The sequence below is a fragment of the Noviherbaspirillum aerium genome (genome assembly GCF_008929045.1).
Taxonomy (GTDB): domain Bacteria; phylum Pseudomonadota; class Gammaproteobacteria; order Burkholderiales; family Burkholderiaceae_D; genus Noviherbaspirillum; species Noviherbaspirillum aerium.
The window spans coordinates 570,304-595,000 of record NZ_VFAH01000002.1; the positions used below are offsets into that span (position 1 = coordinate 570,304).

Genomic DNA, 24,697 nt, shown 5'->3' on the forward strand with positions numbered 1-24,697 from the left:
ATAGACAAACGTCAAGGGTTTAAGGTCCGAGGCATTATGCGGTTGTGCATTCTAATTGCTTTTTTCTATTGCTACTCTATTAGCCACAGCGAAACACGACAACAATTTTTAACTGCTTTGCTTATGCGCTGAAGTCATAAGCAATCAAAACAATCGAAGTATTTCCGAATATGCAACGACCTATCTCAATGCGAACTTTACCGATTGCAGTAATGTCTGCAACTAAATCCCGCAGCCGATGCTCTATGTAGCCTGATTAATAAGGTATTGGACCCGATGACACTAGCCGGTTTCATTCAGCAGTATGGATATTTTGCGCTTGCCCTCGGCGCCTTCCTGGAAGGCGAGGCCGTTGTCATTGCGGCCGGGCTGGCGGCCTATCACGGCCATCTTGCATTACCTTTAGTTATTGTAATTGCGGCAACGGCAAGCTTTCTCGGGGACCAGCCTTACTTCTACGCGGGCCGTCTTTACGGCCCTTCGTTGCTGTTGCGCTTTCCCTCCCTGTGCACACGCAAGGACCGCATCGATGATTTGATCGCGCGGCATCATGTCCTGCTGGTTCCCTCGCTCAGGTTTCTCTACGGCTTGCGCATCGTCGGCCTGGTCATGATAGGCATGAGCGGCATAGGCGTTGTTCCCTTTCAGCTGCTCAACATGTTCAGCGCCCTGGTCTGGGCCGTTGCCTTTGCATTCATCGGCTATGCGACCGGACATGGCATCCATCTTCTGGGCGCCAGTTCGGATGTCACCCAGATCATTGTCGTAGCGACCGTACTGTTGAGCTGCACCATTGCCTATGTCGTTTTGCAGCGGCGCAAAAACGATCCCGACCAGTAATCGGTTGCTTCCTTTACGGCTTATCCTTCACTGCCAGTTAATTAAGGGATTTAATTAACTGGCAGTTGATGTCGGCCATGATGCGGCAAGATCTTTAAATGCCGCTCATGCCATGGGATGCCCCATGGCAGCCGGATATGCGCATGGCGAAGATAAGCTTATTGCGTCGTCTGCGCCGGCTGGGCCTCGACAGGCGCTTGAAGCGGAGGCTGGGCGCCCGGCTGCGCTTGCGGCGGCTGTGAGGGTGTGGCCGCGGACGGAGCAGGCGCCGGCTGCGTCGCCGGGGAACCGCCTGAGGCGGATGCGCCCGATGTCGATGCGCCGGATGTGCCTGCGCCCGACGACTGTGCCAGCGAGCGCCGTTCCGCCTGGGCGACGGCGAGATCGTGACTGGCCTTGGCTTCCTTTTCGCACGCCTTTTTCGCGTCGCCGACCTGGTCGCCGCATTTGGCCTTGGCTATGTTGTATTGCGCCTCGGCTTTTGATTTCTCCATGTCAAGCCGGGCTTTCGGCGTATCTCTTTCGCTCACCTTCGCTTGGGCCTGGGCAATCGTCTTCTGCCCTTCCGCTTCGGCCTTGCAGATTGCCTTGGCGTTGTCTTGAAGCTTGTCGCATTTCTCCATTGCCACCTTGTACTGCTGTTCCGTGCCGTCTTTCTGCTGTTGCTGGCCCTGCTGTGCAAATGCCAGGCCGGCGCACGACATGCTCAAGGATGCAGCGATCAATGTCAGTTTCAGTCTCATGAGATCCTCCTCGGGAAATTCATCAAAGCCAAGGCCGGCAGCAAGCTCCGTGCCATTTCCCCACCTGCGGGCGGCTGGTCCATTTTCATTGCCTGAAAACTCAAGCAAGTGCGGTCCATGACAGAAAATCGCCGGTTTCGTCTTAGTCAACTTTTTACAAGCCGCTTGAAAATACGGCAAGTAATTCAATAACAACGCCATTCTCGTGAAAAACAACCATCATTTGTCTAGGACAAATAACATTTTCATTTGACAGACATCAAGTGCAGCAAAGCGCACCTTCCTATCATTCGAGCATGGCAGCCGCGATCGACGCTGCTTTAACGTTCAAGGAGAGTGACATGAGACGCGCAACATACCTGCTTGCGGTGATGGCGACTGCATTTCTTACCGCTTGCGGCGGCAGTGATAACGATGACTTGCCGGTGACGACAACGACGGCGGCAGCGACCACCATCGACAAGGTGGCCCAGGATCGCGGCTTTGGCGCGCTGCTGGCCGCGGCGACCAAGGCCGAACTCGGATCGGCCCTGTCGGATGCCAATGCACAGCTCACCGTGCTGGCGCCCACCGACGCCGCCTTCAACAATCTTGCCACCGCGCTGGGATTTGCCAACGCGACCGCCATGGTCAATGCCCTGCCGGCGGCGACGCTGAAAAACATTCTGAGCTATCACGTCCTGCCCGGCAACAAACCGGCCGCCCAACTCACCGCCGCCGCGCAGTCGAACCAGGCCACGCTGTACAGCTTCGAAGGGCAGCCGGCGTCGGTCGCGGTCAATACTGCGGGCGGCGTAAAAGTGGGGGATGCCGTCCTGACCAACGCCAATGTCGTCGCCACCGATGTCGCCGCCAGCAATGGCGTCATCCATGCGATCGACAAGGTACTGGTGCCGCCGGGGGTACTGAACATCGTTCAGATGGCGCAGCTTAATCCGGAGCTGTCTTCGCTGGTTGGCGCTGTCACGCGCGCCAATCTGCAGGGCACGCTGTCGGGTGCCGGCCCGTTCACCGTGTTTGCGCCCACCAACGCCGCTTTCGCCGCCGCGCCCTCCGGCCTGAGTACGCAGCAACTCTCCACCGTGCTGACCTATCATGTGCTCGGCACGCAAGTGCTGGCGTCGCAGATTCCGTTCGGCACGCCCATCGGCACCGCGGCCAACCAGGCAATCACGTTCAATGCGGGCACGCCGCCGACGATTACCGATACCACATCGACGCCGGCACGCATCACCGCAACCAATGTGCGCGCCAGCAACGGCGTGATTCACCTGATCGACAAGGTGCTGATACCGGCGCTGTAGCATGTGCCGGCGATAGCGCGACGCTGCCATGGCGACAACCTCAACGCCATGGCAGACTAACCGGAGCGCTCTCTGAACGCTCCGGTCCCGCTGGACGCGGGGAGACCGGAAAATCGGTTTGCCATGGACGCATGGCAGGCGCTATGCGTCCTCGTACTCCCCGAGCAATTCCTCCTGCCTCGCCTCGGCTGCCACATGCAGTAGCCATACCGGCTTCAATTCATGCGCCGGGTGGTGGGCGCGGTGCTTGGAAAACCAGAACACGTCGGACAAGTCCTCATCTTCATGCGATGAGGCCATTACAAGCTTGTCTTCCGGCACGTCTCCATAATCGAAGGCTTCAAGGCAGGCATCCTCGACCGACTCCTTCCACGCTTCGCATTCCCTGCCCCAGGCCATCAGATAGCGGCAGCCCGCCTCGACCAGCCAGCGGCTCGCTTCCCATTGCCACATCTCGGAAATCTCGTCGTCGACGATGAGGATGGCCTTGAACGGCGGCTTGTTTTCCAGCGGCGGCAAGTCGCCGTCGGGCGGCAGGCGAAGATAATGGGGAGACGGATTGTGCATGACACGTGGCTCGCGTGATTCATCGAACGGGTTGCGGGAATTGCGGGAATTGCGGGGATGGCGACGAGATTGTACCGCGCTCGCGTTCCTCCCTCTCCTTGCGGAGCTGGTGCGCGTAACGCCGCGCTGCCGGCGGAATCGGCTGCCAGTCGAACTGCCGGCCGATGGTGATATGAAAGTCCGGCTCCGGCGGCAGGCCGAGCTCGGCGCGTATCTGCTGGAACTCCTCGCTGTAGACCGGCAATGACCAGAAGCCAAAGTGCCGGCGCACCTCGACGTCATAGGCGATATCCACTTCGACGCCCTCGTACTTTCCCCACAACTGCATGTTCGGCACATGTTCCTCGTGCCGCACGATGGTGACATGCGTGCCGAAGATCGGGCGGTTCAGCCGCAGGGCCTGGCCGTAGCGGCGTTCAATGAACCACTGGTACAGCAGGTCGAGATCGTCTTCCGGCAACGTTGCTACCAGCGAGCGCTTGTCATAGGGCTTGCTGGAACGTCTCGGGGGCAGGTCGTAGGCAAGTCTACCGCGTACGGTGAGGCGCTTCATTTGCTGGAAGGCCAGATACAGGGCCGGAAAATTCGCATTCCGGTTCGACAACATGTTGCGCCAGCCATTCCTGCCCGTCCGCATTGCGCGGACATGAGGGCTGTTGCCATACTGCGCGGCAATCATGCAAGGGACCGATGGAACACCCTGACGTCGATCTTCTGGTTTCACCGGACTGCCTCTCTTCAAGGGCGGGTCCTGCGGACAAGGCGGTCAGATGCTCACCGTGCCCCTGCCAATCTCGATAACCCTGCCGCCGACACGGATGACGCCATCGATGGAAACCGACAGCTGCAGCCTGCAGGGTCGATCGACTGCCTCGCCTTGACTGATCATGTGCGATGCCGGCAGCGGATAAGCGTTGGCGATCAGCCATCCGCCGAAATTGGCGCAGGCGGAGCCTGTGCCGGGGTCTTCGGCGATGCCGCCGCCCGCTCCCACAAAGAATTGCCTTGCGAGGACGCCGCCGGCGCGCGCCGGATCGAAGGCGAAGACATAAGCGGACTTGCGTCCCACGCTGTTGGCCGGCCACTGCGCGATCCGTCCGCCATCGGGCCGGGCGCGGCGCACCGCCTCCGTGGTTCGCAGGGGCACCAGCAGCTGATCGGCGCCGGTATCGACCCATGCCGGCGCGGCAAGCAGATCGGCGTCCTGCAAGCCAAGCAATGCGCAGAGATCCGAGGCCGGCAGATCGACCGCGGATGTTTTCGGCTTCCCGGCATGGGGCGCGGCAAAGGTCCACACATCGCCGTGCGCGGACAGCGGAACGCCGCCGGCCTTGAATTCGAGGCGGAAATCGTCGCCCGCGCCCAGCAGTTCCCGCACGACATGGGCGCTGCCGAGCGCCGGATGCCCGGCAAACCGCATTTCACCGCCCGGCGTGAAAATGCGGACCCGGGCCGCCGCCTCCTCGGCATTGTCGGGAGGCAGGAGAAAGGTGGTCTCGGACAGGTTGAATTGCCGCGCGAGCGCCTGCATTGTTGCCGCATCCATGCCGCGCGCATCTTCAAACACGCACAGGGGATTGCCGCCGAAGGTGGACTCGGCGAAGACGTTCAGCAGGCGGTAGGCGTAAGTGGACATGAGGCTGGCAAGAGACAACGGGAAGGCGTCATTCTAAAGATCCGGCCGAAAATAGGTTGGGCCGGCTCCCTCGCCCCGGCCTCCCTCAGACGAAGAGATGAGATCACTTTTAACCAAAACGCAAAAATGAATTCACTTTTCCCTTCACCTATCGCTTTTAATAACAAATACACTTTCCTTACTTCCATTTAACACACTGCCACTCCATGCCCATTCAAGCGATCCTGTTCGACGCCTACGGCACGCTGTTCGACGTCTATTCGATCAGCGCACTGGCGGAAAAGCTGTTTCGGGGCAAGGGCGAGGCATTGGCCAATCTGTGGCGCGCCAAGCAGATCGAGTACACCCAGCTGCGCACTCTCTGCTCGATGTACAAGCCGTTCTGGGAAGTGACCCAGGATGCGCTGCTGTTTTCCTGCAAGAAGCTCGAGCTTGACCTGACGCTGGATGCCCAGCATGCGCTGATGTCGCAGTATGCGAAGCTGCAGCCCTTCCCGGAATGCATTTCGGTCCTTGAACAGTTGAAGCGGGACGGCTTCAAGCTGGCGATCCTGTCGAACGGCAATCCGCAGATGCTCGAAACCGTCGTCAAGGCGGCCGGGATGGAACCGCTGTTCAATCACCTGCTCTCAGTCGACAGCGTCAGGAAATACAAGACCGCGCCCGAGGCCTACCAGATGGGGCCGGACATTTTCGGCGTGGCGCCCAAGAATCTGCTGTTCGTTTCCAGCAACGGCTGGGATGTCTGCGGCGCCAGCTGGTTCGGCTACAAGACCTTCTGGGTCAACCGGGCCGGAGCGCCGATGGAGGAACTGGGGGTCACGCCCAGCCGCGAAGGCCGCACGCTGGACGACCTGCCGGCCTTCGTCAGGCAGGAAGCCTCAAGCTAGGAAGATGGCAATCCCCATGCGAAATTCCATTGCGTTGTCCGCATTGCATTGTCCGAATTGCTTTATTCACGTATCACCATTACAAACATAAACAACCATAAAGAGGTCTCTCACAATGACTAATCGCACTCCTTGCCATCGGCTTCAGGTTTCCACCGTCCTGTACCAGTTCATCGAAGACAAGGTGCTTCCCGGCACCGGCATCGACAGCGATGCCTTCTGGAAGGGCTTCGACGCCATCGCCCACGACCTGGCGCCGAAAAACGCCGCGCTGCTGGCAGAGCGCGATCGCCTGCAGATCGAGCTGGACAACTGGCACAAGGCCAATCCCGGTCCGATCAAGAACATGGAAGCCTACCGCGCCCACCTGGAATCCATCGGCTACCTGGTGCCGCAGCCCCAGGACGTCAAGGCCACGACCACCAATGTCGATGCCGAGCTGGCCCTGCAGGCCGGCCCGCAGCTGGTGGTGCCGATCCTGAACGCCCGCTATGCGCTCAATGCCGCCAATGCGCGCTGGGGTTCGCTCTATGACGCCCTGTACGGCACCGATGCCATCCCCGAGAGCGACGGCGCGACCAAGGCCGGCCCCGGCGGACAAGGCTACAACCCGATCCGCGGCGCGAAGGTCGTCGCCTTCGCGCGCGGCTTCCTCGACCAGGCCGCGCCGCTGGCCAGCGGCTCGCACCGCGAAGCCGCCGCCTACCAGATCATCGACGGCAAGCTCAGCGTCAAGCTGCAGAACGGCAGCACCACCGGCCTGGCCGACGAAAGCAAGTTCATCGGCTACCAGGGCCAGGCGAACGATCCGACTTCCGTGCTGCTGATCAACAACGGCCTGCACGTCGATATCCAGATCGACCGCGGCACGCGCATCGGCAAGGATGACCCGGCGGGCGTGGCCGACGTGGTGATCGAATCGGCACTGTCGACCATTCTCGACCTCGAGGATTCGGTGGCGGCGGTCGATGCGCAGGACAAGGTGCTGGCCTACAGCAACTGGCTCGGCATCCTGCAGGCGACGCTGTCGGAAAGCGTGACCAAGGGCGACAAGACCTTTACCCGCAGCCTCAACGGCGACCGCCAGTACACCGCCGGCGTCGGCGCCACCAATGCCAGGGACGGCGTGGTCACCCTGCACGGCCGCTCCCTGCTGTTCCTGCGCAATGTCGGCCACCTGATGACCAATCCGGCCATCCTGCTGGAGAACGGCCAGGAAATCCCGGAAGGCATCATGGACGCGGTCGTGACCACCACCATCGCGCTGCACGACCTCAAGCGCAAGGCCGGCCAGACCATCGGCAATTCGCGCACCGGCTCGGTGTATATCGTCAAGCCGAAGATGCACGGCCCGGCCGAAGTCGCGTTCGCCAGCGAACTGTTCGGCCGCGTGGAAGGCCTGCTCGGCCTGCCGGCCAATACCGTCAAGCTCGGCATCATGGACGAGGAGCGCCGCACCAGCGTCAACCTGAAGGCCTGCATCAATGAAGCGCGCGCGCGCGTCGCCTTCATCAACACCGGCTTCCTCGACCGCACCGGCGACGAGATGCACACCGCGATGCATGCCGGCCCGATGCTGCGCAAGGGCGACATGAAGACCAGCGCCTGGCTGTCCGCCTACGAGCGCAGCAACGTGCTGGTCGGCCTGTCCTGCGGCCTGCGCGGACGCGCCCAGATCGGCAAGGGCATGTGGGCCATGCCCGACCTGATGGCCGCCATGCTGGAGCAGAAGATCGCCCATCCCAAGGCCGGCGCCAACACCGCCTGGGTGCCCTCGCCCACCGCCGCGACGCTGCATGCGCTGCACTACCATCAGGTGAGCGTGGCCAATGTGCAGAAGGAACTGGAAAAGATCGATGCCAACGCCGAGACCGCCCGCCTGCTGAACGACCTGCTGAAGGTGCCGGTCGCGGAAGAAGCGAAATGGTCGGCGGCGGAAATCCAGCAGGAACTGGACAACAATGCGCAGGGCATCCTCGGCTACGTGGTGCGCTGGGTCGACCAGGGCGTTGGCTGCTCCAAGGTGCCCGACATCCACAACGTCGGCCTGATGGAAGACCGCGCCACGCTGCGCATTTCCAGCCAGCACATCGCCAACTGGCTGCTGCACGGCATCGTCACCAAGGAACAGGTCGATGAAACCCTGCAGCGCATGGCCAAGGTGGTGGATGCCCAGAACGACAACGATCCGTTCTACAAGCCGATGGCGCCCGACTTCGAAGCCTCCTATGCCTATCGCGCCGCGCGCGACCTGGTGATGAAGGGCCTGGAACAGCCCAGCGGCTACACCGAACCGCTGCTGCATGCATGGCGCCTGCGGGTGAAGGCCGAGATGCCGCGATAAGCTTTTCGGTGCCCGCCCCGCCTTCCGCGGGCATGCGCAAGTCCGCACCCCTGCCGGTTCGCCGGCAGGGGTGTTTTATTTCGTGCTCGGGTTGCCGCGTATTGCCTTGCGCCGATCGCAGGCCGCAAAAAATGGCTGCATGGCGAACTCTGCCTTCGCCTGGTGTCAATGCAAAAGGCTCCCGGCACGGCTTCGCGCATCGCCATGCTTGCCGGAATTGCTTGCAGCGCAGCTTGATTGAACTGCGCTCAAGTTACCATTGCGACCTTTCCAAACGGCTCATCACTTATGTCACAGGCTCTCGCACCCGTTACCCGCAGCAACATCAAGATCGGCGTCGTCGGCACCGGGCTCGTCGGCAGTACCGCCGCCTATTCCATCGCCATGCAAGGCATAGGTTCCGAGCTCGTGCTGGTGGACCACAATCCGAAACTGGCGGATGCGCAGTACCGCGACATCCTGCATGCCACTCCCTTTTCCCATCCGATGCGCATCCGTGCCGGCGACTATGCCGATCTCGACCGCTGCGCTCTGGTCATACTGGCCGCCGGCGTGGGCCAGAAACCGGGAGAGAGCCGGATGCAGCTGCTGACCCGCAATGCCGCGGTGTTTGCCGATATCGTGCCGCGTGTCATGCAGCATGCCGGCGATGCGGTATTGCTGGTGGCCACCAATCCGCTCGACGTCATGACCCAGGTTGCCGCCAGGCTGTCCGGCCTGCCCGCGTCAAAGGTGCTGGGCTCGGGCACGATGCTCGACACCGCGCGTTTTCGCTCGCTGCTTGCCGAGCGGTTTCAGGTCTCGCCATCTTCGGTGCATGCCTATGTGCTTGGCGAACATGGCGACTCGGAAGTCCTGGCATGGTCGGCCGCACAGGTGGCGGGACTACCTCTCGACCGTTTCGCCGAGCTGTGCGGCAAGCCGCTGACGCAACAAGCACGGCAAGAGATCGACCATGACGTGAGACATGCCGCTTACCGGATCATTGATGGAAAGGGCGCGACCAACTACGGCATCGGCGCCGCCCTGGCGAGGCTGGCGCGCTGCATCGTCCACGACGAGCGCAGCGTGTTCAGCGTCTGCTCGGTCATTCCGGAAGTTGCAGGCGTCAGGAACGTGGCGGTCTCCTTGCCGATGGTGGTCGGGCAGCATGGCGTGGAGATGGTGATGGAACCCTTGCTGAGCAGCGAAGAACAGGAAGCCTTGCGCAAAAGCGCAGCGCTCATCAAGAATACCTTTACCGCGCTTGGTTATTGAAGATTCCGGCGCGAAAAGCTGCTGCCCCGGACATAGCAATTAATGAAGCCTTGCACGCCAACCCGTTCATCGCCGGCCCACTTGTCTTTTAACAACGAAACATGATGCTGCATTCCCTGCCCTTTCTCTATCCGCGCCTGTTCCTGGGAAAGGAACCGCCCTCCATCACGATTTCCGAAGGATGGCACCGGCTGGTGCTCGACATGTGCACCGCGATTGATGCCGCCCTGCCGAACGGCATGGTGGAAGGTTTTTATATCGAGTCGATCAAGGAAAAGCGCGCACGCCTGAGCGTGAGCTATCACGGCACCTACACCCCGCAGGTCGAGGACATCATCGATGCCATCGAAGACCTCAGCACGACGGTCTGCGAGGACTGCGGAGAAACCGGCCGCCAGCGGACCGACGGCTGGATGCGCTGCCTGTGCGACTTCTGCGAGAAGGAACGGCTGATCCGGCTGAAGCGGGCCGGGTGAATCAGGCCGGGCAGCTGGAGCGGTTTCATCTCGTGCATGGCCGCCCGGGGCAGAATGCGTTCCGGAAAGTCTGCCCATACTGCGGGCATGGAAGCATCCACCGCCGGCGCTTCGTTATATGCGCTTCCTTATATATCCGGTATTCCCCATATTCGGTATCCAACATCCCGGCGGGTCTATATCTTCCCTGAATGCAAGCGGCTTCCATGCCTCTCACGTCGAGAACGCCGATGCGCCGCTATTTCATGCACAAGGATTTCCATGCCGGGCTTACCGAACCATCTCGATATTCACCTGATACGCATTCTGCACCTCGTTCTCACCGAGAAAAACGTATCGCGCGTCGCACTCAAGCTGAACCAGCCGCAGCCGTCGATATCGGCGTCGCTGCGCAGGCTGCGGGAACTGACCGGCGACCCGCTGCTCGTGCGCGGCGCGCATGGCATGATTCCTACCCAATACGGCGAGAGCCTGCTGATGCCGGCCAAGCAGATTCTCGACCAGGCCGAACGGCTGTTCGCCGGAAAGGGGACATTCACGCCCCGGCATGAGGCGCGCACCTTTCACATCGCCGCGCCGGACTATCTGGACAGCCAGCTGCTGCCGCAGATCGTGGCCAATGTGCGCCGCGAGTCGCCGAAGAGCAGCGTGGTCGTGCACAGCGTTGCGCGCGAGGTCGATTTCCTGAAGCTGCTGTCGGACGGCACGCTGGATGTGGTGATCGCCAACTGGGAGGAACCGCCGCAGCACTTGCACATGTCCAAGCTGTTCGACGACGAGATCGCCTGCGTGATGCGCGCCGACTGCGCCTATGCGCTGCGCACGCAGCCCGATGCAATGACGGTGGAGGATTATCTCTCCCTGCCCCATGTCGCCCCGTCGCAGATGCTGGCGGGATATTTCGGCGTCATCGAATCCTTCCTGTCGCGGCATGACATGCACCGCAATGTGGTGGTGGAATCAGCGTACTTCGGCATGATCCCCTATCTGCTGATGCGCAGCGACCTGGTGCTGACCACCGGCAGGCAATTCACGCGCTTCTTCGAAAAGAACCTCCCGCTCAAGCGCTTTACCGTGCCGATCCAATTTCCGACCATGCGCTTTTACCAGCTCTGGCATGACCGCGTGCATCATGCGCCGGAACACAAATGGCTGCGCGACCTGATTTCCGCCACCACGGCGGAGCTGGTATCGAACTAAAGCCTGTTCCCGCTCATGCAAGCGCGCCGCCGCGCAACGCCGCTATCGCTTTAATCCTATGACGGATATACGTGGCCGGCTATCCCAAAGACATGGCCCTTGGCACATGATCACGCATGGAGACAGGGTCCATCTCGGCCCCCTTATAACGATAGAAGGAGCATGCAATGGCGCTGCTGGAACGGCTTTTCAAGCTGAAGGAGCAGGGAACGGATGTCCGCACGGAATTGATGGCGGGGTTCACGACTTTCCTGACGATGGCTTACATCATCTTTGTCAATCCTTCGATCCTGGGCGATGCGGGCATGCCGAAGGATTCCGTGTTCGTCGCGACCTGCATCGCGGCCGCCATCGGCTCGCTGATCATGGGCCTGTATGCGAATTATCCGATCGCACTGGCACCGAGCATGGGATTGAATGCCTATTTCGCCTATGGCGTGGTCAAGGGCATGGGCTATACCTGGGAAGCCGCGCTGGGCGCGGTGTTTATCTCGGGCAGCATTTTCGTCGTCATCAGCCTGCTGCGCGTGCGCGAGCTGATCGTCAGGGGCATACCGCCGTCGATACGGATCGCCATCACGGCGGGCATCGGCCTCTTCCTCGGCATCGTGTCGCTCAAGAGCTGCGGCATCATCGCGGCCAATCCGGCGACCTTCGTCACGCTCGGCGACCTGCACAAGCCGCAGGCACTGCTCGCCATCTTCGGCTTCTTCCTGATCGTCGCGCTGGACCATCTGCGCGTCAAGGGTGCGATCCTGATCGGCATCATGACGGTGACCCTCCTCAGTTTTGTCGTCGGCGGCAATCAGTTCGCCGGTGTCTTTTCTGCGCCGCCGTCCATTGATCCGACGCTGTTCAAGCTGGATATCTCGAGCGCGCTGTCGGTCGGCATCCTGAATGTCGTGCTGGTGTTCTTCCTGGTGGAGCTGTTCGACGCCACCGGTACGCTGATGGGCGTGGCCAGCCGCGCCGGCCTGCTGAAGGAAGGAAAGATGGAGCGCCTCAACAAGGCCTTGCTGGCTGACAGCGGTGCCATTCTCGCCGGCTCGGTGCTCGGCACATCGAGCACCGCGGCCTATATCGAGAGCGCCGCCGGCGTACAGGCGGGAGGACGCACCGGACTGACGGCGGTGGCGGTCGCCGCGCTGTTCCTCGGCTGCCTGTTCATTGCGCCGCTCGCCGGGACCGTGCCCATGTATGCCACCGCGCCCGCGTTGTTCTATGTCGCCTGCCTGATGACGCGCGAACTGGTCGAACTCAACTGGAACGATACGACCGAATGCATTCCTGCGGTCATCACCGCCCTGGTGATGCCGTTCACCTATTCGATCGCCAACGGCGTCGCGTTCGGCTTCATTTCCTATGCCGTGCTGAAGATGTTTACCGGCCGCCCCAGGCAGGCGCCGGTCATGGTGTGGGCGATTGCCGTGGTGTTTGTATTCCGCTATGCCTTCATCGGCGCAGAATAAACCGGTCCGCACCGGTGCAACGATGAACCGATCATGGACTCATCCATGAACTGATGAGCTGATGAACTAATCAATCAGCCGGCCGCAAGGCCGGCTTTTTTATTTTGTATGTCCTATGTCTAATCGGGCCGGCGCATCGTCGGCCATCATCATGATGCGGTCCAAAATGCGGTCGGATGCGCAGTGCGATGTTGTCCCCGCGTAACACGCATGCCACCAGATTGCTCCGTTCGCCTTCATTCGAACGTATTCCTTGCTTCCGCTCATCCATTTGCACTCATCCGTTAGAACTAAAACATCGCTTGCATTTCTAACATGTTATGGACGGACAAACCTGCCTGCGCAGGAGGATGCTTGGCGGATGCAGGTATGCCGGATAGAAGGTCTCCAAACAGCCGTAATCAATCAATAAATAGGAGTGATAGCAATGGCAGATCAGAACAAGGATGGAAAAGCACCGATCTCTAGCGGTGTCCAACCGGGACCGGGTGAAAGGCTGCAGGACGCGGCATCGCTGGCATCAGGCACGTCCGGCTCCTCCGGCATTACCGGCACTACCGGCACCCCGGGCACGCTCGGCGCCACCGGCACTTCCAACACGCCTGGCGCATCGAGCGCGACCGGTACCTCCGGCACGACCGGCACTCGGGGAACGAGCGGCACCGCGAGCAGCGCAGCGGGCAGCAGCGGCGGCATTGAAGCCGATGTGCTGACCAGCGGCAGCATGGGCACCTCGGGCACCACCGGTATGTCGGGTATGTCGGGCACCTCGGACACGATGTCTTCCACCAAGGACAAGGTCAAGGAAAGCAGCGCACGCATTGCCGAGCAAGCGCGCCAGTATGCGGGCGACATGGCAAGCCGCGTCAAGGAAACCAGCCGCACGATGTTCGACGAACGCAAGGAAACCGCGGTGGGACAGGTCGACAATGTCGCCAACGTGATCCGCAATACCGCATCGCAGCTGCACGGACAAGGACAGGACCAGGTGGCCCAATACGTCGAGATGCTGGCCGACCAGCTGCAGACGCTGAGCGGCCGCCTGCGCGAGAAGGATCTCGACACACTCATCGACGACGTGCAAGGCATCGCGCGCCGCGCGCCCGGCACCTTTTTCCTCGGCGCGGTCGCGGCCGGCTTCCTGCTGGCACGCTTCATCAAGAGTTCATCCGAGCAGGCACGCTATCAGCAGCTTGAGCTGAGCGAGAGCAACTGGCGCACTTCGTCGTCCGCCCGGCCGGTGGAAGCCGACATGTCATCGAGCGATGCGGCAGCGATCGGCGCTGACGGCACTCCGGGCACCGGCCTCGGAACCACCGGCGCAGGCGTCGGCAGCTCGACCAGTCCGCTGAACGGCACCGGGACCCGCAGTGGAGGTGGCACGCTATGATGATCGACAAGAGCGACAAGTCCCTGCCGGCGCTCATCTCCGATCTGACCAGGGATGTGGTTGACCTGGTGCGCCAGGAAATCGCACTGGCCCGTTCGGAGCTGTCGACCAAGATCGTGCATGCCCAGGCAGCCCTCACCTCGGTTGCCATCGGTGCCGCGATCCTGCTGGCAGGCCTGTTCATCATCCTGCAGGCGGTGGTGAAGGGCGTGGAAATGATTCTTCCGGAATCGGTGGCGCCGTGGCTGGCACCGCTGATCGTCGGCCTGACCATTTCTGCAATCGGTTTCGTGCTTCTGAAGGGAGGAGCTTCCAAGCTGACTGCCGACAACCTGCTGCCCCACAGAACCATCGATTCACTTAAAAAAGACAAAGTCGTCGTCGAGGAGAAAATGCAATGAAAGAAAATATCGACAACCGCAGCCCCGAAGAAATCGAGAGTGACATCGAGCGTACCCGCGCCGACTTCAGTTCGACCATCGAGGCGATCCAGCAGAAATTGACCCCGAGCGAACTGAAGAACCAGGCCGTCGATTATGCATTGTCGACGACGCCTGGAGCGGTCAGCGTGGGCCTGGTCAACATGGTTCGTGAAAACCCGATTCCGGTGGCAATGATCGGCATCGGATTCGCCTGGCTGATGGCAGCCTCGCGCCAGCCCACGACCTATGTCGCAGGCACGCGGCGGCGCGCCGGCCGGCGTGGCACCTCCTACCCCAACATGGAGACTACCACCTACGACAGCACCTTCGATACGACCACCGGCAGCGTTCGCACCAGCAGCTATCCGGGCGCCCGCAGCAGTTATTCGACCGGCCGCAGCAGTTATTCAACAGGCCGCGGCACCGGCGACGGCATGCTGAGCCGTGCGATGTCCAAGGTCAGCGAAACGGCGCAAAGCCTGCGCAGCAAGGCGACCGAAACCGCCCAGGACCTGAGGAACAAGGCAAGCGAAACAGCTCAGGGCTTGAAGAGCAAGGCCGGCGATGTCAGCCAGCGCTTGAGCAGCACGGCTTCGGATGTGAGCGGACGCGCGCAGTATGTCGGACAGAATGCCCGCTCCCGCTTCCAGGACACGGCACACACGTCGCAGGCGCGCCTGAGCGAAATGGGTGAAATGTCGAAGGAGCAGTTCTACCGTGCCAAGAGCAGCGTCAACCAGGTGATCGACGAGCAGCCGCTGATCGTCGGTGCGCTCGGCATCGCGCTGGGTGCCGCACTGGGCGCGACACTGCCCTCCACGCGCCGGGAGAACGAACTCCTGGGTGAAGCCCGCGACAATCTGCTGGACAAGGTCAAGCAGACGGCGATGGAACAGGCGGAGGTTGTCAAGCAGTCGGCGCAGCGTGTGGCCGAGATCGCCAAGGAAGAAGCCGTTCGCGTCAAGGACGATGTGTCGAACTCGGTCCTGCAGAGCAAGGACCAGCAGGGTTCCGGCTCGGTTTCCTCCGGCGCGACAGGCGCAAGCACTGGAAGTACCGGAAGCACCGGAAGCACCGGAAGCACCACCTACGGCGGTCTGTCGGGACAGCAAAGCATTCACTGATTCTCGCTGACCGCAGGCGCCCGGACACGGCAGCGTGTCCGGGCGTTGTTTCATCCGCATCCTGCGCTGCCAATTCTTCCCGCTGCTTCCGCCTCCCGCTTTCCCTCGCTTTATACCAATCCCATGCCGAGTCATGGCATGACACGTCATATCCAATGACATCGATGGGCTTTTTCGTCCGGCAAGACCAATGGAGCAGCTCGGGGACGCATGGCGGGACTATGGACAATGGATGTGGCGAGCACAATGCCGCCAGGCGGAAAGAGCCACGATCCCATGGGATGGAAATGACCTGCGATTGGCAGGACAGCCGATCGCAGGTGGGTGTAGCGAAGAATCGGTCCGCCCTGGGATGCAGGGCAAGGCGCAACGAGCGCCGTGTGGCGGGCCATACCAGCGACGAACAACACAGCCATGCGCCCAGGACAAGCTGACGCGACCGGCCATTCATCTGCAATCCGCTTTAGAGCGTTTTCACCCTGACCTGCCTGCCGATACCGGACAGATTGCCTCGGCCTCGACCAGGCCGGTCAGGGCGAAAACGCTCTAGCTCGGACGCTGCGCGTCGAGAACCTTTTCCGCTTCCTCCGCAATTTTTTCCTCGCCCAATTCTTCATCGGCCGCGTCGGCCACTAGGCCTTCCTGGCTGGCACCGGCCGGTTCGTCATAAACCAGTTCAACCAGGACTGGAAAATGATCGGAGCCGAACGACGGCAGGCGCTTGATGAAGGAAAGGGTGAAATGACGGCTGTGAAAAAGATGATCCAGCGGCCAGCGCAGAAACCAGTGATCGGCATGAAAGGTATTGAACATGCCCCGGCCCACGCGCGGATCGAGCAGGCCGCTGATCTTCCGGAACAGCCGGGTCGTCGGCGACCATGCGACATCGTTCAGATCGCCGGCAACGATGACCGGGCATTCAAGATTCGCTACCTGTTTTGCCACAATCATCAATTCCGCATCACGGGCCGCCGACTCGTCATTCTCCGTCGGGCTGGGAGGCGTGGGATGCAGGAAATGCACTTGCACCGTTTGCCCGGAGCGCAGCACGACGGTCGTGTGCATGGACGGTATGTCGGGCTCAACGAGAAAGCGGGTTGTACTGTTCTTGAGCGGGAGGCGGGAGTAGACATGCATGCCGTACAAGTTTTCCAGCGGGCATTTGATGGTGTATGGATACTCGGTCTCCAGCATGTCCAGCTGGCTTTGCCACCATGCAGTCGATTCCAGGGTGACGAAGATATCGGGCTGGTGTTCGCGGATCATGGCTATCAATCCGGCGGCATTGCGGTTGCTGCCCAGGACATTGGAGGCGAGGATGCGCAGGCGGTCATCCTGCGACGCGCCATCGGCGCAAAGCTTGACCTCGTTCGGATAGGGCCTGGTATAGGGAAAGATCCACCATGCCTGATAGAGCATGCAGGCCAGCGTCGCCGCGATGATGATGTCATGGCCCACTGCCTTCAGGTCCAGGAAAAACAGCTCCGCGACGAGCAGCGTCGCCCCGACCGCCGCAATCTGCAGTCGAGGAAAATCCAGATCGCGGATCCACCAGTGAGTGGAGCGCGACAACGGCAAGAGAGTCGCCAGTACCAGCAAGACGGTCAGCGACAGGATCACGGCGAAAGACATTTTCTTATTGTCGTCGAGACACCGGTTGCCGTGATGAGCATGCGCAAGGCAGTTCAATCAAGCAAGCCGCGGAACCGGGTCCTGGCCTTTATAAAATTGGCGAATCCAATCATCGTGCATGGAAATGCGGCAGACCGCAGGCGCCGTCCCCGTCGTCCCGGCCTTCCACTGCTTCAATGCATTACCAGCTTCCTGTTTCCTGGCTCGCATACCAGCCGAGCAGAAAGGCATTCCAGCGAACGTTCACCGGTACGCTCCAGTAACCGTTGCCTTCCCGTTCCAGGTTCCACTCGGGCGGCTGATGCAAGGCCTCAAAGAGCTTGCGTGCGGTCTGATTGGTGCGCAGGCTTGCCTGGCTGCGAATATTTTGCAGTGCGGAATCGGAGTCGGCCATGAAATTGTTCGTTCAATGAAATGCTCGGAAGCGTCATTATTCATTGGAACATGCAGGGCCGTAAAAATTGCAGCTCGCCGGCTATTTGTCCTGCTCCTACCGGGATGCAGTCGCACCGATTCACAGCAAGACCGGATGCAAGGCCACTGAAGATTCATTTACGCCGGCTACCCCGTTTCGGTGCGAGCATTACGCCGGTGCAGCCCGGTGCTTCGCAATGGCATGCGAAGGCGCGTTTCACCGCCGGGGTATGGCGACCATCGTAAATAAGTGCATAGTTGTAGTGAAGCTCTGCGCCGCGTGCGATTTCCTGCAGCGAATAAATGAATACCCGCCCGTCTTCATGCTCCATCGCTTCGCAGTTGGGTTCGCAGCAATGATTGATGAAGCGTGCGTCATTTCCCTTGCTGCCGCCGTCAATGACCAGCCCGCTCGACAGGGTGAAGAAAAAGGTATGGTTCAGCGGCCCGCCCTTGGCTTCCGAACGGCGCAGGGCTTCATCCCATGCGATATGTTCACCCTGGTACTCAATGATGCACTCGCCGGGCCCGATGCGCCGGCGCGCAAACACGCCGGCGCCATGCACCTTCGATGGCTTGACGATATAGAGAGGCGTAGTCTGGCTGCGGGAAGATCTGGCTGTCTTGCGAAGGCTTGTGGATGGCATGGTCTCGTCGGTTGTTGGTGATTGCGCAAACAGTCTGGCCTGGTTCTGGCTCGGGCCTGGCTTGTATCTGGTCCGAATCTGCGCCTTGGAACGGTATTTGCACGAAGCTGAGCAAATAGAATGTACACCTTTCTTCCGCTTCTAAGCCATGTTGCGAATCAGGTAGCGACCTTACCGCCTATGAAATTGCTAGACAGCGACGACGCCGTCGTTCCTCGATGCCTGCCCCGGGAGAGCCGTCGGCTGCCCGCGTTGCCCGTACTTGCCTGCGCCGCGGCACTGCTCGCGACCGGCATGGATGCGCATGCCGCGGATGCCGGGCGGCTGGCGGAACTGATCAATGCATACCGCCAGGCGCCCGGCCGCTGCGCAGGAAAGCCGCGTGCCGCCGCCGGTCCGCTCGTGCCGGATTCGGCGCTGGAACGGATGCGCCTCGCGTCCGGCTCGGACCTGCAGCAGGCGTTCAGGCAGGCCGGTTACCAGGCTTCGCTGGCCGAAGCCATCGTCGTCACCGGTCCGCGGAGCGACACTGCCGCCATGGCTGCCATCAGCGACCAGTATTGCGGCTCGCTGGCCAAGCAGGAGTTTACGCGCGTCGGCGTGTCGCGCAACGGCGATACCTGGCAAGTGATTCTCGCCAAGCCGCTGCTGGCTCCCGACCTCGGCGACCCCGATGCCGCCGGCAGGAAGATTCTCACCCTGGTGAATGCCGCCCGCGCCCGGCAACGCAGTTGCGGCGGCAAACACTTCCCGCCTGCGCCGGCGCTGGCCTGGAATGCCGCGCTGGCACGAGCGGCGCAGGCGCATAGCGCCGACATGGCCCGTCATAATTATTTCCGGCATAGCGACAGGAATGGGGCGCAGGCCGGGGACCGCGCCAGCCGGTCCGGCTATGCCTGGCGCCAGGTCGGCGAAAACATCGCCGCCGGTCAGGGGTCGGCGGAAGATGCCGTCAGCGGCTGGCTTGCCAGTCCTGGACATTGCGCCAACATCATGAACAGGGAGTTTCGGGAGATGGGCGCCTGGTTCGTCATCGAGCCGCGCAGCGATCTGCAGATCTACTGGACCCAGGTGTTCGGTACGCCGCGCTAGCGCGGATTGAAGGTGAGTGTATGCACGTATTGGCATTCCTCTAAAAACGTACTCCTTTGGAAATCGCGGCGCCTGGAACGACCCTGGAACTATTACTTGAAGGGCAAATGATTTACAGGCCGGTCACATCTTGAGGCGGCCATCGCAATTTTTTTGTTGCGGAGCACAGACAATTTATCTTCCTCCATTTACCAGGCCAAACTGCAGTGATATTGTTGCTGGGCAATTCCAACCCTTTCTGTTTTCGCCCGTACTGCCATGCTGATCCGTGACCTGACTGCCATTTTCGTCCGTACTACCGTTGCCGCCGTATCCGTTTCCGCGCTAGCTGTCGCCTTTGCAAGCTATCTCGGCAGCTGATCCAGGCAAACGCGTTTTCCGGCGAATGCCCATCCGGGCCGACTTCCGGCCCGGTTCCCGCTTTTCCTTCCGGCTTCCTCTCGCGGTACGTTTCCGCCCTCATTTCCTGATCCCACAGGAAACCTTGCGACGTCTCAATACCCTGCCTTAACAATCCGGCATGCTGTGTTCTCACTACGGAGGACACATGTCAACTCTTCTGCTAAACGTCTACGAGCAATGGGTCATACTTTTCTACATTGCCTGCGCAGTCGGCGCGATGCTGTGGTCGCTTCCGCGTGACCATTGAATGGAGCCAGCGCACCCCCCGTTCCGACATGCAACACAAGCTTTATCCACGATCCCATCAAACTTCAGCGAACAGGAAACGCTGCATGATCAGTGAAGGAATTTCCGTCGCCGGCAAGGCTTTGGCGATCAGGTAGCCCTGCACCTCGTCGCAATGCAGCCGCTGCAGGCTGCGCAATTGCTCGGCGGTTTCCACGCCTTCCGCGACAACCCGAATTTCCAGCGCCTCGGCCATGGAAGTCACCGCCCGGAACATGACTTCGCCATTGCCGTCCGCCAGCGCGGTGGTAAAAGCGCGATCAACCTTGAGCACATCCACGTCGAGCTGGTGAAGCTGGGCGAGCGAAGAGTAACCGGTGCCGAAATCATCGATGAGAAGCTTGACGCCCACTTTGCGCAGTTCGGCAAGCTGGCGGCGAGCCACCGCACTGTTGTCCAGCATCGCCGATTCGGTCAGCTCCACTTCAATCAGCGAAGAATCAATGGCATGGCGACGCAGGCAATCGCTGAAAAACCCCGCCAGATGCTCGTTGCGCAACTGGAGCGCCGATACGTTCACCGAAACCGGAACGACGGCCATGCCACCGGCCTTCCATTCCGCGATCTGGGCGCATACCTTCTCTATCACCAGTTCGCCCAGGGGCAGGATAAGCCCGGTATCTTCCGCCAGGCCGATGAAGTCGTTCGGATAAATGAGCCCGCGGTCCGGATGCTTCCAGCGCACCAGCGCTTCCATGCTGCTCAGCCTGCCGCTGACGGCCTCGACCCGCGGCTGGTAATGCATCACGAACTGGTCGCGGGCGACTGCGTCGCGCAGCGCCTTTTCCTTATCCAGCTTGAGCAGCAGCGTGTCGGACAGGTGAGAGTGGTAGAAGTGATAGCGCCCCTTGCCTGCCGCCTTGGCGGCATACATGGCAATGTCCGCATGCTTGAGCAGGGTATCGCTGTCGTTCCCGTCCTGCGGAAACAGGCTGATGCCGATGGAAGCATTGACATGATGGATGCTCGATGTGCCCAGCGTGAAGGGGTCGCCGATCACCCTGACGATATGCGACGCCACCCGTGACACATCCTCGACGAGATCGACATTTTCCAGGACGATGATGAATTCGTCGCCCCCGAGCCGCACCACATGATCGCTGGCGCGCACCACGCTCTTGAGACGGGCGGCGGCCGAGCGCAGCAATTCATCTCCCGCATCATGCCCAAGGGTGTCGTTGATATTCTTGAAATTGTCGAGATCGATGAAGAGCAGGGCAAGCGCGCCATCACGTCCGGCGCTGCGCCGTAGCGCTTCCGGCAGGAAGGTCGACAGCCAGTGCCGGTTCGGCAGCATTGTCAGCGCATCGGTATTGGCCAGGCGCGACAGGGCGAACTCGTTCTCCTTGGCCTGGGAAATGTCGCGCATCGTCAGCGCCAGTCCATCCCCGGAGCGCACCATTCTGCGGTAGACCCAGGTCGCCCGCAGGCGGCTGTTCTTCGGCACCCGGAATTCATCTTCATGAAAGCCGCTGGAGAGCGCACGCCGGAACAAGGCAAACAGATCCTCCCGGTAATCCTCGGGAATGAATTCCGAAAAGCGGTGTCCCCTGACTTCCGCCTTCGGCAGACCGAGCAATTCAGCGCCGCGTTCATTGCAGTCCTCGTAGAGAAAATCCGTGATGAAGGCATTGCGATCGCGTATCGGGCGGATGGTGTAGAAGCCTTCATTGGCGGCATCGGTGGCAAGGCGCATGGTTGTCTGGATTTCTTCCTCGCGCCGCTTGCGCCACGCCAGGCGCAATGTGAAGAACATGCCCGCGACAGTAAAGGCGGCGATCAGCGCGCTGATGGCATAGGCGAAACGGCGATAGGTGAACGCGGTTTTCTCGTACCCGGCCAAGGCATTTCTTTCCGCGATGGCTGCCAGCGCGACAACCGGATACATGTTGAGCCGGTTCCAGGAAAAAAAACGAGCCTGTCCGTCGACGAACTTTTCACGCGGTTCGACTTCGGTCCCGGTATCGGAAAGAAAGACCGGATCCTTGCGGTAATACACTTTGCTCGGATGGTCGCCGGTCTTGGTGGCGATCAGCGAACCGTTGATGAATCGAACGGATACGAAATCGCCGGCGCCAAGGGTCTGGGCATCATGAAAGGTAGTGAGGTAAGAGGGTTCCACGACAATGACGGCAACGCCTCCGAAAGTGCCATCCTTCGCAGTCAGGCGGCGCGTGAAGCGGACCACATCGCGACCAATCCGCCTTCCCGGGCTGACCTGGCTGATCTGCAGGCCGCTGTCCGGGCTGCTGCGATGCCGCTGGAAATAAGGCATATCGGCGAAGTTGGGCCGCTCATGCGAGCGCATGGTGCTGCTGACGATATTGCCGTCGCGGTCAAGGATGGTGGCATGCAGCTGTGCACTGCCGGGAAACAGGCCACGGTCCCGCTGGCGTTCCAGATCCAGGCTCGCCCCGGGTTCTTCCCAGGAGTAGCGCAGCAGCAAGGTCAGCTGATCGATTTCCTGTATGGTCCTTTCGAGCTGAGCGGCATAGGCGCGCGACAGACTTGCCGACAAGCGAAGCGCCGCGGCTTCCGCATTCCTTCTCTCCATCCCGATCAGCGACAGGGTAAAGACCCAAAGCAGGTAGATGACCGATATGCCGATGACTGGCCAGAGCAGCATCGGCCACAAATGTCCGTAAGCGTCGCGCACCGACTTCAAGGATTGGACTAGGCGGTGGGCATACGCGAGCATGGAGGAAGTGTGATGATGAATTGCTATCCCCCATGGACAACGCGCGCGGGATAAAGTTGTCCGCACTCATTGCAGCGTTGCCATCGGAAACCTTAACGCATCGACGCATGGAGGCATCGTTGCATCGCCAAGAGGAAAGGTCATGCCCCTGAAAAATGTTTTTCGGGACAAGGCGGATTGAGGGGAAATTGCGTAGCGGACCGGGATGCGTGCTACGGAACACAACAGGCAGCATGGCGAACGTACCGATGCCGGGCGCTGCATCGGTACGAGTGCGTACATAGAAGCCGCTCTTGTGTCATCTCAAATCCAGGGAGGCATGACTTGCTATTCTTCTCTCATGCCGGCTTAGCTCATCGGGTAGAGCAGCTCAAGTGTAATGAGCAGGGAGGGGGTTCGAGTCCTTCAGCTGGCACCACCATTCACAAGCACCGCACCACCGCATCACCGCCACCATTGACGATCATTCCAACATTGCCTTGATCCGCATGCGCCTCCGGGCACGGTGCTTCACAGGCTTGCCGCTCGTGCCCGCCAGAGCCGCGAACGCTTCAGGCCAGTTCGGGAATCAGCGCAAGAACAGCGGCTTCCGCGCGCAGGCCGTGCCCCGTCAGACCTCCGGCTGCCGCTTGCCGTATACTGGGCCAACCTCCAACGATATGCCTTCCGCATTCCTGCCTTGACTCTGATCGCATTGATCCTGATGATGGTGCTCGCGCACATCGCCTTCACGGGCGGACGCGTGGCCCTTACCCTTCTCGCCATCGACCTGCAGGCCACGCCTTTCCAGGTGGGACTCATCATCAGCCTGCTGGCGGTCATTCCGATGCTGTTTTCAGTGCATGCCGGGCGCTGGACCGACAGGACCGGCGTGATGCGGCCCACCCTCATTGCCATGCTGATGCTGTGCGCCGGCTCGCTGCTGGCGGCGCTGCTGCCTTCGCTGGCAATGCTGTGCGGCGCCAGCGTGCTGCTGGGCTCCGGCTTCATGGTTGCGCATCTGGCGATCAACAATGCCGTCGGACGCGCCAGCACGCCGGAAAGCCGCACGCATGCCTTCTCCATGCTGGCGCTTGGCTTTTCGGTTTCCACCGTGCTAGGCCCGGTCATCTCGGGTCTGCTGATCGACGCCGTCGGGCATCGCATGGCGTTTCTGCTGCTTGCCCTTTTCCCTGTCGCGGGATTGCTGGTGCTCTACCGCGCCGGCCGCGATGAACAGCCATTGCCTCAAGCCGAAACCGGCGCGGGAAAAACCAAGCCGCGCGTCATGGACCTGCTCGGCCATGCACCGCTGCGTGCGGTCTTCGTCGCCAGCGGCCTGCTGTCGATGGCATGGGACCTGTTTACTTTCATGGTGCCGATCCAGGGCGCACGCATCGGCCTCTCCGCTTCCACCATCGGACTCATCATGGGTACTTTCGGCGTCGGCACCTTCGTGGTCCGGCTGGCGATTCCAAGACTGATGCAATCGGTCTCGCGGTGGGGCGTGCTGGTCGGCGCGCTGGGTCTCACCAGCACGGTCTATTTGCTGTTTCCGCTGTTTACCTCGGTGCCGGTATTGCTGCTGCTCGCCTTCATTCTCGGGCTTGGGCTGGGGTCGGCGCTGCCGACCATCATGAGCCTCATTCATGACACCGCGCCGTCCGGCCGGACCGGAGAAGCGGTCGGCGTGCGTTCCACGCTGATCAATACCAGCCAGACGGTGCTGCCGACGGCATTCGGCGCGCTGGGCGCCGTGGTCGGGACCATCCCGGTGTTCTGGACCCTGGCCGCGGTGCTGGCGTGGGGCGCCGCCTTTGCGCGGCGCAGGCAGCCGGCCAAGGGCGGCAATCAACACCATTAGGCTGTGTTTGATAAGCGTTGCG

General features: G+C 61.0%; 21 protein-coding genes and 1 tRNA gene. 14 read left to right on the plus strand and 8 right to left on the minus strand.

Going from position 1 to position 24,697, the window contains the following annotated elements:
• Positions 1–276 precede the first annotated feature (276 nt).
• A complete protein-coding gene (locus FH061_RS05725) occupies positions 277–840 on the plus strand; it encodes a DedA family protein (RefSeq protein WP_151633841.1) in 564 nt (187 codons plus the stop codon).
• Between the two features lie 158 nt (positions 841–998).
• Here the strand turns inward: FH061_RS05725 and FH061_RS05730 are convergent, their stop codons facing one another.
• Entirely contained in the window at positions 999–1,583 is a 585-nt protein-coding gene (locus FH061_RS05730; RefSeq protein WP_151633842.1) for a hypothetical protein, read from the minus strand.
• 341 nt (positions 1,584–1,924) lie between these two features.
• On the opposite strand from FH061_RS05730, the gene FH061_RS05735 reads away from it, so the two are divergent.
• Complete coding sequence (locus FH061_RS05735; RefSeq protein WP_151633844.1) at positions 1,925–2,887, plus strand: fasciclin domain-containing protein; 963 nt, start codon at positions 1,925–1,927, stop codon at positions 2,885–2,887.
• Between the two features lie 141 nt (positions 2,888–3,028).
• On the opposite strand, the gene FH061_RS05740 is transcribed toward FH061_RS05735, so the two are convergent.
• From FH061_RS05740 to FH061_RS05750, 3 genes are all read right to left on the minus strand, one after another.
• On the minus strand, positions 3,029–3,454 hold the full coding sequence (locus tag FH061_RS05740) for a DUF7684 family protein (protein ID WP_151633846.1): 426 nt from the start codon (positions 3,452–3,454) through the stop codon (positions 3,029–3,031).
• Between the two features lie 19 nt (positions 3,455–3,473).
• Complete coding sequence (locus FH061_RS05745; protein ID WP_151633848.1) at positions 3,474–4,061, minus strand: hypothetical protein; 588 nt, start codon at positions 4,059–4,061, stop codon at positions 3,474–3,476.
• A 159-nt stretch (positions 4,062–4,220) separates the two neighbouring features.
• Positions 4,221–5,090: a PhzF family phenazine biosynthesis protein gene (locus tag FH061_RS05750; RefSeq protein WP_151633850.1), complete on the minus strand. Its 870-nt coding sequence runs from the start codon at positions 5,088–5,090 to the stop codon at positions 4,221–4,223.
• 206 nt (positions 5,091–5,296) lie between these two features.
• Here FH061_RS05750 and FH061_RS05755 point away from each other — a divergent pair, with 206 nt between their 5' ends.
• The 9 genes from FH061_RS05755 (at position 5,297) to FH061_RS05795 (ending at position 15,662) form a co-directional block, all read left to right on the plus strand.
• Entirely contained in the window at positions 5,297–5,980 is a 684-nt protein-coding gene (locus FH061_RS05755) for a haloacid dehalogenase type II (protein WP_151633852.1), read from the plus strand.
• Between the two features lie 115 nt (positions 5,981–6,095).
• Positions 6,096–8,324: a malate synthase G gene (locus tag FH061_RS05760; protein ID WP_151633854.1), complete on the plus strand. Its 2,229-nt coding sequence runs from the start codon at positions 6,096–6,098 to the stop codon at positions 8,322–8,324.
• 288 nt (positions 8,325–8,612) lie between these two features.
• On the plus strand, positions 8,613–9,581 hold the full coding sequence (locus FH061_RS05765) for an L-lactate dehydrogenase (protein WP_225984498.1): 969 nt from the start codon (positions 8,613–8,615) through the stop codon (positions 9,579–9,581).
• A gap of 101 nt (positions 9,582–9,682) precedes the next feature.
• Positions 9,683–10,057 carry a hypothetical protein gene (locus FH061_RS05770; protein ID WP_151633856.1) on the plus strand — a complete coding sequence of 125 codons (375 nt, stop codon included), beginning with the start codon at positions 9,683–9,685 and terminating at the stop codon, positions 10,055–10,057.
• 261 nt (positions 10,058–10,318) lie between these two features.
• Positions 10,319–11,257 carry a LysR family transcriptional regulator gene (locus FH061_RS05775; RefSeq protein WP_151633858.1) on the plus strand — a complete coding sequence of 313 codons (939 nt, stop codon included), beginning with the start codon at positions 10,319–10,321 and terminating at the stop codon, positions 11,255–11,257.
• A gap of 167 nt (positions 11,258–11,424) precedes the next feature.
• Complete coding sequence (locus FH061_RS05780) at positions 11,425–12,726, plus strand: NCS2 family permease (RefSeq protein WP_151633860.1); 1,302 nt, start codon at positions 11,425–11,427, stop codon at positions 12,724–12,726.
• A 427-nt stretch (positions 12,727–13,153) separates the two neighbouring features.
• On the plus strand, positions 13,154–14,116 hold the full coding sequence (locus FH061_RS05785) for a hypothetical protein (protein WP_151633862.1): 963 nt from the start codon (positions 13,154–13,156) through the stop codon (positions 14,114–14,116).
• On the plus strand, positions 14,113–14,517 hold the full coding sequence (locus FH061_RS05790) for a phage holin family protein (RefSeq protein WP_151633864.1): 405 nt from the start codon (positions 14,113–14,115) through the stop codon (positions 14,515–14,517). The genes FH061_RS05785 and FH061_RS05790 overlap by 4 nt, the downstream gene beginning before the upstream one ends.
• Positions 14,514–15,662 carry a DUF3618 domain-containing protein gene (locus FH061_RS05795; RefSeq protein WP_151633866.1) on the plus strand — a complete coding sequence of 383 codons (1,149 nt, stop codon included), beginning with the start codon at positions 14,514–14,516 and terminating at the stop codon, positions 15,660–15,662. Before FH061_RS05790 ends, FH061_RS05795 begins: the two co-directional genes overlap by 4 nt.
• 546 nt (positions 15,663–16,208) lie before the next feature.
• Here the strand turns inward: FH061_RS05795 and FH061_RS05800 are convergent.
• The 3 genes from FH061_RS05800 to FH061_RS05810 all read right to left on the minus strand — a co-directional run bounded on the left by FH061_RS05800 (position 16,209) and on the right by FH061_RS05810 (position 18,355).
• Positions 16,209–17,294, minus strand: coding sequence for an endonuclease/exonuclease/phosphatase family protein (locus FH061_RS05800; RefSeq protein ID WP_151633868.1), 1,086 nt, complete (start codon positions 17,292–17,294; stop codon positions 16,209–16,211).
• Positions 17,295–17,475: 181 nt separating this feature from the next.
• Entirely contained in the window at positions 17,476–17,688 is a 213-nt protein-coding gene (locus FH061_RS05805; RefSeq protein ID WP_151633870.1) for a hypothetical protein, read from the minus strand.
• A gap of 154 nt (positions 17,689–17,842) precedes the next feature.
• Positions 17,843–18,355 (minus strand): SET domain-containing protein, encoded by a 513-nt coding sequence (locus FH061_RS05810; protein WP_151633872.1) that lies wholly within the window; start codon positions 18,353–18,355, stop codon positions 17,843–17,845.
• 180 nt (positions 18,356–18,535) lie between these two features.
• On the opposite strand from FH061_RS05810, the gene FH061_RS05815 reads away from it, so the two are divergent.
• Positions 18,536–19,447, plus strand: a complete 912-nt coding sequence (locus FH061_RS05815; protein WP_151633874.1) for a CAP domain-containing protein — start codon at positions 18,536–18,538, stop codon at positions 19,445–19,447.
• A 706-nt stretch (positions 19,448–20,153) separates the two neighbouring features.
• Here FH061_RS05815 and FH061_RS31610 read toward each other — a convergent pair.
• Positions 20,154–22,760 carry a bifunctional diguanylate cyclase/phosphodiesterase gene (locus tag FH061_RS31610; protein WP_192804929.1) on the minus strand — a complete coding sequence of 869 codons (2,607 nt, stop codon included), beginning with the start codon at positions 22,758–22,760 and terminating at the stop codon, positions 20,154–20,156.
• 414 nt (positions 22,761–23,174) lie between these two features.
• Here FH061_RS31610 and FH061_RS05825 point away from each other — a divergent pair.
• Both FH061_RS05825 and FH061_RS05830 read left to right on the plus strand, forming a co-directional pair.
• Positions 23,175–23,250: transfer RNA gene (locus tag FH061_RS05825), tRNA-Thr, on the plus strand.
• A gap of 261 nt (positions 23,251–23,511) precedes the next feature.
• Positions 23,512–24,675, plus strand: a complete 1,164-nt coding sequence (locus tag FH061_RS05830) for an MFS transporter (protein WP_151633878.1) — start codon at positions 23,512–23,514, stop codon at positions 24,673–24,675.
• The last annotated feature ends 22 nt before the right edge of the window (positions 24,676–24,697 follow it).